This window comes from Candidatus Avelusimicrobium sp. (genome assembly GCF_051874775.1).
In the GTDB taxonomy this organism is placed as follows: Bacteria; Elusimicrobiota; Elusimicrobia; order Elusimicrobiales; family Elusimicrobiaceae; genus Avelusimicrobium.
The window spans coordinates 20,652-35,985 of sequence record NZ_JBJEGE010000027.1; the positions used below are offsets into that span (position 1 = coordinate 20,652).

16 protein-coding genes are annotated in these 15,334 nt (G+C 47.1%); 9 read left to right on the forward strand and 7 right to left on the reverse strand.

What is annotated here, in order from left to right:
- Window positions 1-489, reverse strand: coding sequence for a MarR family winged helix-turn-helix transcriptional regulator (locus ACI351_RS05265; RefSeq protein WP_439734197.1), 489 nt, complete (start codon window positions 487-489; stop codon window positions 1-3).
- Between the two features lie 547 nt (window positions 490-1,036).
- On the opposite strand from ACI351_RS05265, the gene ACI351_RS05270 reads away from it, so the two are divergent.
- Complete coding sequence (locus tag ACI351_RS05270; RefSeq protein ID WP_439734198.1) at window positions 1,037-3,178, forward strand: ankyrin repeat domain-containing protein; 2,142 nt, start codon at window positions 1,037-1,039, stop codon at window positions 3,176-3,178.
- Between the two features lie 590 nt (window positions 3,179-3,768).
- Window positions 3,769-4,281: a type IV pilin protein gene (locus tag ACI351_RS05275; protein WP_439734199.1), complete on the forward strand. Its 513-nt coding sequence runs from the start codon at window positions 3,769-3,771 to the stop codon at window positions 4,279-4,281.
- A 128-nt stretch (window positions 4,282-4,409) separates the two neighbouring features.
- On the opposite strand, the gene ACI351_RS05280 is transcribed toward ACI351_RS05275, so the two are convergent.
- Window positions 4,410-4,898: a deoxycytidylate deaminase gene (locus ACI351_RS05280; protein WP_439734200.1), complete on the reverse strand. Its 489-nt coding sequence runs from the start codon at window positions 4,896-4,898 to the stop codon at window positions 4,410-4,412.
- A gap of 284 nt (window positions 4,899-5,182) precedes the next feature.
- Between ACI351_RS05280 and ACI351_RS05285 the strand changes: the two genes are divergently transcribed.
- Complete coding sequence (locus ACI351_RS05285) at window positions 5,183-5,713, forward strand: ferritin-like domain-containing protein (protein ID WP_439734201.1); 531 nt, start codon at window positions 5,183-5,185, stop codon at window positions 5,711-5,713.
- A gap of 62 nt (window positions 5,714-5,775) precedes the next feature.
- On the opposite strand, the gene ACI351_RS05290 is transcribed toward ACI351_RS05285, so the two are convergent.
- Together ACI351_RS05290 and ACI351_RS05295 are read right to left on the reverse strand one after the other, a co-directional pair.
- Window positions 5,776-6,414, reverse strand: coding sequence for a type IV pilin protein (locus ACI351_RS05290; RefSeq protein WP_439734202.1), 639 nt, complete (start codon window positions 6,412-6,414; stop codon window positions 5,776-5,778).
- A gap of 189 nt (window positions 6,415-6,603) precedes the next feature.
- Complete coding sequence (locus ACI351_RS05295) at window positions 6,604-7,020, reverse strand: hypothetical protein (RefSeq protein ID WP_439734203.1); 417 nt, start codon at window positions 7,018-7,020, stop codon at window positions 6,604-6,606.
- A gap of 56 nt (window positions 7,021-7,076) precedes the next feature.
- On the opposite strand from ACI351_RS05295, the gene ACI351_RS05300 reads away from it, so the two are divergent.
- From ACI351_RS05300 to ACI351_RS05325, 6 genes are read left to right on the forward strand one after another with little or no spacing between them, the layout of a single operon-like run.
- Window positions 7,077-7,922 (forward strand): hypothetical protein, encoded by an 846-nt coding sequence (locus tag ACI351_RS05300; RefSeq protein WP_439734204.1) that lies wholly within the window; start codon window positions 7,077-7,079, stop codon window positions 7,920-7,922.
- 34 nt (window positions 7,923-7,956) lie between these two features.
- Window positions 7,957-8,253 carry a cell division protein ZapA gene (zapA, locus tag ACI351_RS05305; protein ID WP_439734205.1) on the forward strand — a complete coding sequence of 99 codons (297 nt, stop codon included), beginning with the start codon at window positions 7,957-7,959 and terminating at the stop codon, window positions 8,251-8,253.
- 4 nt (window positions 8,254-8,257) lie between these two features.
- A complete protein-coding gene (locus tag ACI351_RS05310; protein WP_439734206.1) occupies window positions 8,258-9,505 on the forward strand; it encodes a replication-associated recombination protein A in 1,248 nt (415 codons plus the stop codon).
- Entirely contained in the window at window positions 9,506-10,711 is a 1,206-nt protein-coding gene (gene xseA / locus ACI351_RS05315; protein WP_439734207.1) for an exodeoxyribonuclease VII large subunit, read from the forward strand.
- A gap of 13 nt (window positions 10,712-10,724) precedes the next feature.
- Window positions 10,725-10,973: an exodeoxyribonuclease VII small subunit gene (gene xseB / locus ACI351_RS05320; RefSeq protein WP_439734208.1), complete on the forward strand. Its 249-nt coding sequence runs from the start codon at window positions 10,725-10,727 to the stop codon at window positions 10,971-10,973.
- Complete coding sequence (locus tag ACI351_RS05325) at window positions 10,963-11,724, forward strand: TlyA family RNA methyltransferase (protein ID WP_439734209.1); 762 nt, start codon at window positions 10,963-10,965, stop codon at window positions 11,722-11,724. Before xseB ends, ACI351_RS05325 begins: the two co-directional genes overlap by 11 nt.
- 65 nt (window positions 11,725-11,789) lie before the next feature.
- Here ACI351_RS05325 and ACI351_RS05330 read toward each other — a convergent pair whose 3' ends face one another.
- The 3 genes from ACI351_RS05330 to ACI351_RS05340 form a co-directional block, all read right to left on the reverse strand.
- Window positions 11,790-12,314, reverse strand: a complete 525-nt coding sequence (locus ACI351_RS05330) for a type IV pilin protein (RefSeq protein ID WP_439734210.1) — start codon at window positions 12,312-12,314, stop codon at window positions 11,790-11,792.
- 166 nt (window positions 12,315-12,480) lie between these two features.
- Entirely contained in the window at window positions 12,481-13,872 is a 1,392-nt protein-coding gene (gene murD, locus ACI351_RS05335) for a UDP-N-acetylmuramoyl-L-alanine--D-glutamate ligase (RefSeq protein WP_439734211.1), read from the reverse strand.
- Window positions 13,865-15,322 carry a UDP-N-acetylmuramoyl-L-alanyl-D-glutamate--2,6-diaminopimelate ligase gene (locus ACI351_RS05340; RefSeq protein WP_439734212.1) on the reverse strand — a complete coding sequence of 486 codons (1,458 nt, stop codon included), beginning with the start codon at window positions 15,320-15,322 and terminating at the stop codon, window positions 13,865-13,867. The genes murD and ACI351_RS05340 overlap by 8 nt, the downstream gene beginning before the upstream one ends.
- Between the last annotated feature and the right edge of the window lie 12 nt (window positions 15,323-15,334).

The window sequence follows — 15,334 nt, forward strand, 5'->3', positions numbered from 1 at the left end:
TTATTTTCCCCCCTGTAGTTCCACAAACCAATCTTTTAAAATCTGTTCCATTTGCGGGTGATCTGCGGCAGGGATTTTTTCCGTCAAACTTTTTACCAGTTGGTCATATCCAGGCCACACTTTATCAATAAGTTCCTGCCCTTTTTTCGTAATACAAATGATATTTTCGCGGCGGCTTTGTGGATTTGTGTTGCGCGTAATAAAACCGGCTTGAACCGATTTTTCTACCAGTTTAGTAATGTTACTGGCGGAGGCAATAAGCCGCTTAGATAACTCCACTTGGCTAAGCCCGTTGCCATTATTTTGATAAGAGGCAAGCATCAGTAAATTAAATTGCACAGCCGACAAACCATACGGAAGCAAGTATTTTTCCACACGGGCTTGTAATAGGTTATAAACCAACGCTAACACATACGTAATATTTTCATACGCACGTCCTTTGTCCGGATTGATACCGTAAGGACGTAAGTTCGTTTTATTTGTTTCCATATAAATAGTTTACTAATAAATTATTTATTTGTCAATTATTTATTTTAATTTAACTTTAAAAATAACATTTCTCGCCTGTTTGAAAGTATTTTTCCTCGCTTTATCGTCGCTTTGAAAATTATCGATTCTCGCCGCTTTGTCACCGCTTTGAAAAAGCGTCAGTTTTTACCGTTTCATTACCACTTTGGGAAAACAAAAAAAGTGACACTTTTTGCCGCTTCATTGCCGCTTTGGAAAGAAAAAACTATCAATTTTTGCCTATTTATTGCCTGTTTGAAAATCAGCATAGTGCTAAGCAAACTAGAAGCACCGTATTTTAGTTTTGAGTTTATAGCATATATCCCCGTTAGGATTAACTCCCGACGGGGATTTTTTTGTGCACCACTTTCAGCGTGCAGTTTTTTGCGTGTTTGTGAGATTTTCGGCAAAAATTCTCTATTTATGCTGACAAGGTTAGGTAGGAAGTCGCGCACTTACAATTATTTGTAATACATTTAATAAAATATTTTATAATGAGAGTATGTTTAAAATTATGAGGTAAAAATCAATGGAACAATTAGCCAATATGCCCTTGTGGGCGCAACTACTGTCTATGGGTAGTTTTATGTTTGCCAGCGGCGTGCTGATGACACGTATTCCGCTTGCGCCAGCGCTCATATTATCATTTTTCTATTTGTACGGGGTATTTGGAACTTCCGCAGAAATGCCTAATTTTACACTAAAGAACCCATCATTTTGGCTGTGTGTTCAAATTGCGTTGTTTTTAATAGTGTGCACGATTGTTGCAACTATCAAAGATAAAGGACCTGTAGTAGGTCTGGGATGGGCCGGATTGGTCGTAATGGGAGTGCTGGAAATTGCATTTTGTGTGGGGGGTGTCTTATCGATTATTGTTAACTTGTACAAATATTTGCAATTATCAATCTTCTGTTTTTCAAAAGTTAATTTTACAGTTTTGGGAATATTATGTTTTGTTGCGGGGGCTGTTTTCGGCGGATTAACTATTGCACCACCTCATATAACCACCTATGTGCCGCCGGTGGGTTTGTGGCTTGGGTTTTCCTATATCGCCATGCCTCTACTTAGTGTGCTAGCCTGTGGAATAGTTTTGTGGGGCATTTCAAAAGGAATGACTAGCCTTTCACTTGTTGCTATATTTTTGTGTGCTGCTATTTTGCTATGTGAATATCTACTGTGTCAATATGTTTATTTGCGGGGTCCCCAAGCCAGGGGAATTATAACAGCGGTTGAAGAAGGGGACGCGGCACAAGTCAAACAATTGTTAGAACAAAAAAGTTTAGTAAAGAAGCGTGATAAAAACGGAAACACGCCTTTGATGATAGCCAGCAGTTTTGGATATTTGGACATTGTGCAAGAACTATTAGCTCACAAAGCGGATGTAAATGCTGTTAATAGTTGGGGCGGAACAGCTTTGTATGTGGCTTGCCGGCAAGGGCATATTGAGATTGTAAAAACTTTATTGGAAGCGGGAGCGGATGTCAACAAAGGGGAGCCCGCGTTGGTGGTGGCCCTTAAGGAAGGACATAATGAAATTGCCCGGATATTGCTTGATTCCAATGTAGATGTTAACAAAGCGAGTTATACGACCGCACTTATAGAGGCTGCGGGGAACAACGAAAAAGAAATTGTTAAATTATTGTTAGACAAAGGCGCTGATGTGAATGCTCAAAACCATGCAAAGGAGACAGCACTTATAGCCAGTTCGCTTGGTTGGGAGAATCAAGCTGAAATTGTTGCCATGCTACTTAGTAAAGGGGCAGACGCAACCAAAACGGACATCAACGGCAATACGGCCTTGCAGTTTGCTTTGGGAAAAAAAGCAAAAGAAGAAGAGGCGAGACTTCTTTACCAGGCCGGGGGAAGATTGGGGCAAATTATCCGAGAGGACCAAACCGGGCCTATGATGGACGCGGCCTGTTCGTACGGATTTACCGAAGTAGTGGACCAATTATTAGCGGCCGGGGTAAAACCCACCCCGCACCATGCGCTTATGGCAGCCCAGAAAGGGCAAACGGAAGTGTTAAAACAATTAAAGGCTGCCGGATTAGACATTAACCAACCGGATGAAGACGGCAATTATCCTTTCCTTCATGCTGTTGGACAACAAGGGCATTTAGAAGCAGTTCAATTTTTTGTAGAACACGGGGCAGATTTAACAGTAGAAGAGGTGACGAAAAGTGGCGGTGCCGTCGGTCCCGCGTTAGTACTTGCTTCACTTACTGGACATTTACCCATAGTTAAATATTTAGTAGAACAAAAAGCAGATGTGAATATCACTAACCATTTAGGTAATACTCCGCTAGACGTAGCAGCGGAGAAAGGACACATCGAAATTGTACGCTTTCTATTGCAGACAGGCGCTGATGTAAACCAACAAGATAAAAATAAAAATACAGCATTAAAATATGCCTCAGGACAAAATCGGACAGAAATAGTGAAAATATTGTTAAAAGCAGGGGCTAATCCCAATTTGGCAGATGTTGATAATGATACTGCTTTGGGAAATGCTGCTTTTGCTGGACATATAGAAATAGCGCGTTTGCTTATCGAAGCTAAAGCAAATGTAAATGCCAAAAATAATGAGGGGAAAACCCCGTTAGCTATAGCTAAAGAACAAGGTCATACCGAAATGGTGGAATTACTCCAATCCGCCGGGGCAAAGGAATAAGCACTTTGCTACCCAAACTACACACTCCGTATTTTAGTTTTAAGTTTATAGCATAAATCCCCGTTAGGCATTTTGCCGACGGGGATTTTTTATGCCCCACTCATAGCATAGGAATTTTGGTGGTTTTTTGTGTTGACAAGCTTGGACAAGAAGTCGTTTTGATATTATTTACAATGCACAAATTAAATATGCTAAACTGGAAATAGATTTGATTAAAAGGAGTATTATATTTCCTAAGCTTTAAAAGGGGCTTAGTTACAATTTGAGTTTTTGGAATCCTGTTGAAAGAATAGGATGGTGCTTAGCAATCTCTAAGTCCAAGTTCGTCCAAAAACAACTGTTTAGGCAGAAAGAGCCAATGGGTAGCTCCCAGAAGCATTTTCTGCCGAATGTCGTATATTCTTAGCACATTGCGTGATTTAAGAATTTACGGCTACGGTTGTTTTGCGCGATAAGACCCGAACTTGGCTTAAAGAACAAAGCAACCGTTGTTTTAAACAGAAATTTATTTACAGGATTCCATCACATTTGGAATCCTGTTTTTTATTGGCAAGATTTGCAGCAAATTACATTAAAAAGAGGTAAACAATATGAAGAATCAAAATACCCGGCAGATTTATACGAAAAGCGGTGTCCTCAGAGGTTTTACTTTAATAGAACTGTTGGTTGTAGTGCTAATTATCGGCATTTTGGCCGCGGTGGCTGTGCCGCAATACCGCTTTGCCGTTGATAAAACACGGTTATTACGGCTGCTCCCCTTGGCGCGCGCTATTAAAGAAGCACAAGAACTTTTTTACCTTGAAAATGGCCGCTATGCTAAAAATTGGGATGAATTAGGCACCGATATATTGCCTTTCCAGTTTTCGATTGACGGAGATCATGCTTATTCTTATGACAAAAATTTAAGGGTAACTTTATACGGTGGCACAGAATACCTAGGAGTAGGACCTTACTCTCCGGATTTTCTTTGGATTTGGAACTATGATCGCGGCCCCAGTAAAGGCCGTTTAGATTGTTATTCCTATAATTCCTATGCAGCGGAATTAAGAAAAAGAATTTGCACATATGACGAAAGCGCAAAACATTGGATTTATAAACTTTGATTTTTATCTGTATATTACCCTTCTGAATAATCAGCATCGTGCCGTCCAAACGATAAACACCGCCTTTTACAGACTAAAACCCGCAAACGGCGGGTTTTTTTATGGACTCAAAACAGGGGCACAAGCGTTTAATACCCGCGCGTGCCGGATAAAGATTCGTCGTTATCAATCCAGTCCTGTACGTCTACCGTGCGATACTCGTTTTCGCTGTCGCGGATGACAACGGTTTTGATGCCTGCATTGATAATCATACGTTTGCACATAGAACAGCTGGAAGAATTTTTAATATATGCGCCGTCGCTCACTTCGCGGCCCGATAAATAAAGCGTGGCGCCCAGCATTTTATCGCGCGGCGCACTGATAATAGCGTTGGCCTCGGCGTGCACGCTGCGGCAGAGTTCGTACCGTTCGCCGCGGGGAATGTTTAGCTGTTGGCGGATACAATAGCCCAAATCGCTGCAATTTTTACGGCCGCGCGGCGCACCGACATATCCGGTAGAAATCACTTCGTCATTTTTTACAATAACAGCCCCGTAGCGGCGGCGCAAACACGTGCCGCGTTTGGATACTACGTCCGCCAAATCCAAATAGTAATTGGTTTTGTCGCGTCTTTGCATAAGTCCTCCGGCAAAAAAGAGTTTTCTTATTATAGCATATAGACGGTGGCGTTTTCCGCTGCCGGTAGGACTCAATTACACGCGCGGACTGGAGGACGGAAGTAATCAAATCGGTTTTATGGTAGGCGGTATGTTTTAATTCTTTCTGTTGCTGCCGCTTGGCGGTATCTTAACACCAAAACTAATCCATTTTTCCCGATTGCGGATCAACAGCTACCCCTTATACTACCCATATACCGTTCGCTTTGCGGACGGCGGGATTTACAAACTACAGGGGGTAGTATATGGGAACGAAAGGAAGAGAAATTGTAGAAAAAGCGGGGCTGGATGTTGACCAATTAATTAAACTTTTAAATAAAGCCTACAGCGATGAGTGGCTTGCTTATTACCAGTATTGGGTAGGAGCAAAAGTGGCGGAAGGGGTATTGGCGGGCCCTATTTCCGCTGAGATGATGGAACACGCCAAAGAAGAATTTGAGCACGCGGAAAAACTGGCGGGACGCATCAGCGAGTTGGGCGGACAGCCGGTACTTAGTCCTGCCGAATGGTATCAAGAAAGCAACTGTGAATACTTGGTTCCTTCGGATCCAGAAGCCGTGGTACTTTTGCGGCAAAATATAGCCAGCGAACGCTGCGCCATTGAAGTGTACGAAAATTTGCTTGAATCTATAGACGGGAAAGACCGCATTACCGAAGATCTGATTCTTGATATTTTGGCCGACGAAGTGGAACACGAAGAGGACTTGGAACACCTTGCCAAAGCACTGCCTGCCGCGCTAAAAGGGAAAGCCTGCGGTTGCTCCGCTAAAAAATAATGGGAACTTTCGCCTGCTAAACGCTCCCGCAGAAACGGGAGCGTTTTTTCTTTCGCTTTCTTTTAACGCAATTCGTAATGCTTCCAATTTGGGGTGGAAAAAGCAAACTTCCCCGCCAACATTTTGCTACAAAAAGATTCTTGATGCATATACGGATATTCCGAACAATATATTTTGCCTTCTATAAAACCAATAGCATAACATTGGTATTTTCCGTCGTTTCGTACCACCGCCACATCCCCGAGGTACTGTCCGGTCGTTCCTAACGCGACGGCAAAATCTTTTGAATAACGGATATCCGGCGCCTGCAATCCGCACGTATTAGTGCCGGAAGAAGACAAGCCCGTATTAACGGACAAGTCGTCAAAATATCGGGTATATTCCCCGTTGGACATTTTATATTCCTCCTGCGCCGTGTGCAACGCGCGCGCCAGCGTAAACGCCTGCGCGGCGCGGGATTTTTCCACCGCTTTTTGGTATTGCGGCAAGGCAACTGCGGCTAATATACCTATAATTAATACAACTACTAACAATTCAATTAAGGTAAACCCCATTTTACTGGATTCTGAAATACTATAATCAGACTCCGGATTACCGCCTTCTGGAGTGACGTTAAGTGGAAGAAGCGTCAGTTTATAATGAGGCCAACGCGTAAAACCAAGAGTTTGATACATAGCAATATCCCCCGTATGCGTCGTCATTCCGTGAGGACGTAACACAGAATCTGCCGTTTAAAACAACAGCTCCCATAGTACAACCCCATATAACTACCTTACGGGGCAGACTCTTACGGGATGACAATTGGAATTATCCCCATGTTATCAAAAAAAAAAAACGGGTCAACCCCCTTACAGAACTTGCCCGCTCAAGAGCTTCCCCTACTGCCTTAATTATCTTACAGGGCAGTCGTACACCAACGCAGAATACTCTACATTGTCTACAAAAAAAGATTGGTAATAATCCGCAGAAACATCCGGATTACGCCAATTAGCCGTACGCAGCCAAACGGTATTTCCGCCCATACGGCGCGCATTGGAAGCCAATCCCTCGCGAATGTGCCGGCTGATATTAAAAATGGAAGACGGCACCCCCGCCTCATCCGGATTGGCGTCTCCCAAAATTCCCCCTTTAAACACACAGTCGTCCGCCGGTTTATACGCAACTAAATGAATGCCGTTTTGCACCTGCCCGTCCTCCGCCACAATCGGCCCCGCCGTATTGCGGATGACGTTCTGTACGTCCTGCGTTACTTCCGCACAGCCCGCCGCCAAAAACAAAACCATTCCCATTGCCGCTATTTTGTTCATAACGTCCTCCTCTTTTTTACTTTACCGTTTCTTTTGACTTTTTATATGATATGAATATGGGTTATTTTTTACTTATTTTTCTTGCACTTGGAGCGGGCGCGTGGGCGTTTTCCCGCACGCGCGGAGCGCGTTTGGCTCAACTGGCACGTTTAAACGGTTGTGCGTTCGTGCGCGAAAAAGAAACGGTCACCACGCCGATGAGCGCCGGACGGCTGGAAATTTTTACGCTTTTCTTTCATCATTTTCAAAATGTTTTTACGTATTCCGACCAGATGGCCTACATCCGCGTGGCGGACGATAACTTATACACAGACGATAACCCCCGCACCCAACCGCACCGCTTTACCATTTTTACCGCCGAAATGCGCGGGAGCCAATTCCCCGCCTTAAAAATTGTGCCGCTGGATTCCGTTCTTGCCCCTTCCCAATACACGCTGATGAAAACCAACATTCCGGAGGTGGACAGCCATTACCGCATTCACGCCCCCACGCCCGCCTCGGGCCTGCTCCTTACGCCGTTTATTACAGGTCTTCTAAAAACGAAGAACAATCTTTATTTGGAACTGAACGACAACGCCCTCGTCTATCACGAGCATACGCTTATCGCGCCCGAAGAAATGGAAACTTTCCGCTTCCGTGCGATGCAAATCCTTAACGAATTTGAAAATTTACTTTCCCAGCTGGATACTAAAAATGCGGCCGATACCGCTACGCTGTCCCCCACCCCGCAAGACGAGGCGGAAAAACGCGCCGAAGCGATGTTAAAAGCGTTATGCACGCAGCAAGCGCCCGTAAAGACCGAATCCGGCCGCCACGGTGCGTTATGGATTTTTATTATGCTGGCTGTACTGGCGGGAATGACGTTTTTGTCTTGGTTGATGTTAAACCGCATAACCCATTAACGTTTTAAAACATAAAAAGCTACAATACAAATATATGCCAAAAGACATCATACAGGTAGAAATCAAACGTATTCCCCTTGATATCGAGGCCAAAAGCCTAGGTATGGTGGAAATCGCCGATTTGGCCGCCTCCGTGGAAAAATACATGCAAGAGCTGCAGGAAGAGGGCGAAATTGACACCTTAAAACAAGCCCTCATGGCCGCGCTGCACTTTGCCGCAAAGGCCTATCTGCAAACCCAAAACGAGGGCGGAAAACGCCAAGAAGAAGAATCCCGCGTAAGCGACTTAATCATCAAATTGCAAACGGCGCTTAATACGTCCCAAAAATAATTTTATGCAAGAAGAAACCAATATCCCGCTAGCCGCGCGCCAAGCGCCAAAAACGCTAGAAGAATTTGCCGGACAACACCACCTGCTCGGCGAAGGCAAAATGCTGCGCCGCCTGCTGGAAGCGGATATGGTTAAATCCGCCGTGTTCTTCGGCCCCCCCGGGTGCGGCAAAACCGCCACGGCGCGGTATATCGCTTCGCGCACGCAGGCGTACACCGTGGAACTTAACGCCGCAGCCGCAGGCGTGGCGGACATCAAAAAAGTGCTGGCCGAAGCCAAAGACCGCGCCCGCACGCCGACGTTCGACCAAAAACGCACGCTTGTTATTTTGGACGAAATCCACCACTTTAACAAAACCCAGCAGGACGTACTTTTGCCGTCCGTGGAACGGGGCGACATTATTTTAATCGGCATTACCACCGAAAACCCGTATTTTTACATCAACACCGCGCTGTTGTCGCGTTTTTCCGTGTTTGAATTTAAACCGCTTGGCGATAAGGATTTACTCAAAATTTTAACGCGCGCCGCAGAAAAAGAAAACGCCGTTATCGACAAAGACGCCGCGGACTATTTTATCACCCAAGCCAACGGCGACAGCCGCAAAATGCTCAACGCTGCCGAACTGGCGTTCGTTACCACCAAGCCGTCCGAGGACAATAAAAAACACATCGACTTGGAAACCGCCAAAGAATGCATCCAACGCCGCCATTTAAATTACGATAAAAAAGGCGACGAACATTACGATATTATCTCCGCTTTTATTAAATCGATGCGCGGCTCGGACCCCGACGCTGCCGTCTACTGGCTTGCGCGTATGTTGGAAAGCGGGGAGGACCCGCGTTTTATTGCGCGCCGCATTGTAATTTGCGCAAGTGAGGATGTAGGTCTGGCCGAACCTGCCGCTTTAATGATTGCCCAAGCCGCTTTTCAAGCTGCCGAAGAACTGGGAATGCCGGAAGTACGCATTCCCTTGGCCCACGCGGCGATTTACGTGGCCTGCTGCCCCAAAAGCAACTCCGCCTATCTGGCCGTGGACGCCGCCCTGCAGGAAGTGCGCGAAGGACGCTACCGGCCGGTGCCGGACCATTTGCGTTCCGGCGGCAAAAACCGCGGCTACAAATACGCGCACGACTATCCGAACCATTATGTAAAACAGCTTTATATGCCGTCGCCCGTTAAATTCTTTAATGCGGGAACGCTCGGCAAAGAAGCCGCGCTCATCGAACGACTGAAAAAAATCAAGGGGGAGTAAATGGAACCCGAAGCCCCGTTTAGAGGACAAGTTTTCTCCGTTACCGCTATTACGATGGCCATCAAGCAGATGATGGAAGGTGTATTCCGCGGCATATTTGTGGAAGGCGAAGTAAGTAACTTACGTACCGCTGCCAGCGGGCACGTATACTTTGATTTAAAAGACCGCGAAGCATTATTATCCGGCGTAATGTTTAAATGGGACGCGCGCAAATATGCCCTGCATTTGCAGGAAGGAATGCAAGTGCGCGTAGGCGGCGATTTATCCTGCTACGCCAAGCAGGGACGGTATCAGATTATAGCCAAAACAGCCGAAGCGTTAACCAAAGGTAACCTGTTTTTAGAATTTGAAAAACTCAAAAAGAAATTGGAAGCCGAGGGGCTTTTCGACCCCGCACATAAAAAAGAAATTCCCGCCTATCCGCAGCGGATTGCCGTCATTACGTCGCCCACGGGGGCGGCCGTGCGCGATATTTTATCCGTTTTAAAACGCCGCAACCCGTACTTGGAAGTACTGATTATCCCCACGCTTGTGCAGGGAGACGATGCCGCACCTCAAATCGCGCAGGCATTAGCGGACGCCAACGCGTTTACCCCCAAGCCGGACGTTATTCTCTTGGGACGCGGCGGCGGAAGTATGGAAGATTTATGGGCGTTTAACGAGGAAATCGTTGCACGCGCGATTTTCAAAAGCAAAATTCCCGTCATTTCCTGTGTTGGGCACGAGGTGGATTTTACGATTGCCGACTTTGTGGCCGACTTGCGCGCTCCTACTCCGTCCGCGGCAGCAGAACTGGTCGTGCAAAATGCACAAAACACGCGGGAATATGTGGCACAGCTTCAAAAACGGCTGCTGCAGTCCGTCAGCCTGTTTTACGAACGCGCCAAACGGCGGTATGATTTGGCGGTGAGCAGCCCCGTATTTAAACGCACGGAAACGTTGTTTACGGCCAAAGAGCAGGAGCTGGACGATTTAACACTGCGGCTGGAAAACAGCATACGCGAAAAATTTAAAAATTTCGAAACACGCTTGGAATTGTCCGCCCAAAAACTGGCCGCGCTCGGCCCGCAGGCCGTGTTAAAACGCGGCTACAGCATTACGCGCAAAGCAGACGGCACCGTCATCAGCCGCGTAGGCGATACCGCCTCCGGCGAAACCGTCTATATTCAAGTGCAAGACGGAATGATTTACACCCAAGTAAAATGAGGTTTTAACAACTATGGCACCCAAACTTAATTTTGAAAAACAACTGGCGAGGCTGGAAGAAATCGTCGCCAAGCTGGAAGAAGAACAAACGGACCTGGATGCGTCCGTCAAACTGTTTGAAGAAGGCGTTTTGCTCTCCAAAGAGCTTTCGCAAAAATTGGAAACGGTTAAATTTAAAGTGGAAGAATTAAAAAAGAAAGGCGCCGAAATGCTGACGGAACCCTTTGACACCGACCTTGCGGAGAACACGGATGGCGAATAAAAAACTGCGCTTGGATATGGCGCTTGTGGAGCAAGGTTTTTTCCCCAGCCGCACGCGGGCACAGGCCAGCATTATGGCGGGCGAAATTTTGGTCAACGGCGAAGTGGACACCCGCGCCGACCGCACCATACTGCCGGAAGATAAAATTTCCATCAAAGAAAAATCGTGCCCGTATGTGTCGCGCGGGGGCCTTAAACTGGCGGGCGCGATGAAAGCGTGGAACATTTCCGTACAGGGCAAAACGTGCGTGGACATCGGCGTGGCGACGGGCGGATTTTCGGACTGTATGATTCAGGCCGGAGCCAAAGATGTCTACGGCGTGGACGTAGGAAAAGGCCAACTGGCGGACGAAATGCGCCGATATAAAAACTTTCACTTTAAACCCGAAACCAACGCCCGCTATATGACAGCGGATTTGTTTGAAACCGCGCCGGAATTTGCGGCGGTGGATGTGTCGTTCATTTCGCTTACAATGATTATGGAACCGCTTTTTAAAGTAATGGCCCCCTCGGCGGAAATCGTATTTTTAATTAAGCCGCAATTTGAGTTAACACCCAAACAGGTGCCGCACGGAATTGTCAAAACGGAAGAAAACAGACGGCTGGCGATTGAACGCGTGCAAACATTTTTTGAAGAAAATTTGAAAGAAAAATACGGTGGCAAGTCGGGCGGAATAATGGAAAGCCCGATAAAAGGCACGCACGGAAATACCGAATATTTGTGGCACGTAAAATTAAACAAACCCGCTTAACGGCGGGTTTTGTTTTAAAAAATAGTACCTTGTGTAAATCTCCCTATGTACTGGCGCGGCAAGCGTCAGGGCAGTCTGTAAATTTTAACCGCAGTTCCTTTCATTCCGCTCTCTGAACCACTCCCAGCAGAAATGCCGCCCATACTTTTACAAACTTTGTTGGCCACCTCGTCGGACGCACTGGCAAGACACCACACCATTCCCGCATGGGGCCCGTTATCCAACCCCAACTGATATCCTACGCGGCTTTGCATTTTTTTGCCGGAATAGCCGCCCACGTTATATAACCCTGGCGTATTGGTCAGCATATTAAACCACGAATCAGAGCAGTTGACGTGACCGGCAACACCCACCGTACACCCCGCCAGATCTTCCGTTGCCAGTCCGTCGGCCGAATCATCATACCGTCCGTTTTCCATATAATACAGCTCGGCAGAATCCTTTAACGCTTTAACCACGGGCATCAGCTTGGCGATCCTTGCCTTTTCCACCGCCACCTGGTATTGCGGCAACGCGACGGCGGCTAAAATACCGATAATTAAAACGACCACCAATAACTCTATCAGCGTAAATCCGGCGTTTTTTTGCATGGGATAATCCCCCTCTCGTAAACGAAGTAATAATCCCAGTTTATCAAAAAAAAAAAACGAATCAAGACCCCAGCCGCACCCTCAATCACCAACAAAAAGAGCGGATAAGAAAACTCTTATCCGCTCCGTTTTGCAAGGTAACTTTTTTGGCAATTAGGCCACGTTTTTATTTCTTTTTATCCGTACGTTCCTTAAAGATATGCGCGTCCACTAACCGCTTAAACACGCGGCCGCGTTCCTCAAAATCTTTAAACTGGTCAAACGATGAACACGCCGGAGAAAGAATTACAATGTCCCCTTTCGCCGCGCCGCGCATAGCCGTTTCCACCGCACGCTCCAGCGTGCCGCAGCGCGTGACGGAGTATCCTTTCAATTCCCGTTCGATTTTATCCATTGCTTCCCCAATCGTCAGCACACGTTTGCAATACTCTTTTAAGTAAGGAAGCAATACCTCGTAAGATGCGCCTTTGTCGCGCCCGCCCAAAATCAGCCACAAATTATGGCATTTTTCAAAGCTTTTCAGCGCGGTAACGGTAGAATCTAAATTGGTGGCCTTGGAATCGTTCACGTAAATTACGCCGCGGTGATACGCAAAATGCTCAATACGGTGTTCCATCGCCTGAAAACGATTAAACACTTTCTGTACCGTATCCGCCGCCACCCCCGCCGAAAGCGCCATCAGCGCGGCGGCCATCGCGTTTTCCACGTTATGAATCCCTTTTAACTGCGGCGGACGGATTTGGTGGCCTTCGCTGAAAATCAGCTCATCTCCGTCAAAAAATACGTCCGTTTTCAGCAGATGCTTCGGATGGGTGGAAAACGCCAGCACTTCGCCTTTTGCCTTCTCCACCAGTTCCGCACACGACACGTCCGCCCCGTTGACGACCAGTACGTCATTCTCCCGCTGGTTTTTAAACACCTTTCCTTTGGCCTTGATATAATTTTTCATCCCGCCGTGATGATCCAAATGGTCCGGCGTTACATTTAAAATACACGCGTAATTGGGGCGGAAATAGGTGCTGTCCTCCAGTTGATAGCTGGACACTTCGATGACGACGTCGTCTCCTCTTTTTACATCAAGCGCACACGCGGAAACGGGACTGCCGATATTCCCGCACACGTGCACCTTCCGGCCAATGCCGCGGGTTAATGCGTCCTCTTTTAAAATTTCTCCCAATAAAGCGGTGGTAGTGGTTTTGCCGTTTGTTCCCGTTACCGCAAAAACGCGAATATTCTTGGGCATAAACGAAAGAGCAACTTCCAACTCGCTGAAAACGGGGATTTTGCGTTTCCTGGCTTCTTCCAAAATAGGCGAATACGGGAAAATTCCGGGGCTTTTAATCCAAAATCCACAAGAAAAAACCTTCTCTGTATGGCCGCCCACTTCCACTTCCACCCCTTGCGGCAAGGTAAGAGCAGAAATATTATCATACGCGGCCTCTTCGCTGATCAGCACTTCAAAACCGTTGGCGCGCAACAATGCCGCCGCGGCGCGGCCGCTTTTTCCGAGCCCCAACACGCAAGCTTTTTGACCCGTAAATTTTTCCTTTTTAAACATATTTTTTCTCCCTCAAAAAAGCGCGGACGGTTTCTTGATCCGAAAAATGATGCTTCTCTGTGCCGATGATTTGATAATCCTCGTGTCCTTTTCCAGCCACAATAACAATATCGTTTTCTTTGGCGGCGGCCAGCGCGCGCTTGATAGCCTCGGCGCGGTCCGGAACGGTTTCGTAATTGGAAAATTCTTTCATTCCAGCTAAAATATCGCTGAAAATTTGGTTAGGATCCTCACAGCGCGGGTTATCATTGGTTAAAAATACGCGGTCCGCATTTAAACAAGCGGTGCGTCCCATCAGAGGCCGCTTGGTGCGGTCCCGCTGGCCGCCGCAGCCGAACACTACAAATACACGGCCTTTTTTAAACGGTTCCACTGTTTTAAATGCGCGCTGCAAGGACTCGTCTGTATACGCAAAATCCACAAACGTAAAAAAATTCTGTCCTTCGTCCACGCGTTCCATACGTCCGGGCACGCCGTTAAGGGAGGCGAGGCCGCGCACGATATCTTTCTGCGGTACGCCGTTAGCCGCGCAAGCGGCCCAGGCCGCCAGCGCGTTGTATACGTTATGACGGCCAAGTAAATTGATTGCAGCTTTCACTCCGCCGACCGTAAACTCCGTATGCGTCAAAAATTCGCGGATGTTTTCCGCCTTAAAATCGGCCTCGTTTTCCAAGCCAAACGTAACGATTTTGACACGCCCCTCAAAACTCTGCGCCAACCTGCGGCCGTATGGGTCGTCCACATTGATAACGGCAATGCGGTTTGGCTTCGGGTTGGACGGATCGGCCAAATTTTCAAACAGTTTCTGCTTGGCCAAAAAATAATTTTCAAACGTGTGGTGGAAATCTAAATGGTCGCGCTGGAGATTGGTAAATACGGCAGTATCATACCAAATGTGGCGCACGCGCTGCAGTTCCAGCGAATGGGAAGACACTTCCATAACCACAGACGAACATTCCTGTTTCTTCATTTGCGCCAAAAGTTCAAACAACGGCAGGGCGGCGGGCGTCGTATTGGGTGCAGCACAGACTTTACGCCCCGCGATACGGTAGCTGACCGTTCCCAACGCACCAACTTTTTCCCCCGCGCCGGACAACACAGACTCTATCAGATACGCAATAGATGTCTTTCCCTTGGTCCCCGTTATGCCGATCATTCTCATCCCATCAGACGGACGGCCGTAAAATTCGTATGCGGCGTCCGCCATATCGCGGTCAATATCCTGCGACTGATAATATAACACGGGACACGGTTCTGCAGGCGCAACAGAAGAAACCACCATTACCGCACCGCGTTTTATAGCATCGGAGATATATCGGTTTCCGTCCGTATTAGCCCCTTTTAAAGCAAAAAAAATAAAACCCGAACGCACGTCCTGAGAGCGGAACGTCAGTCCGGTAATTTTTAATCCGCCCAAACGGGCTTTTTCCAATACAATACTGTCCGTCATATAGGATATGGT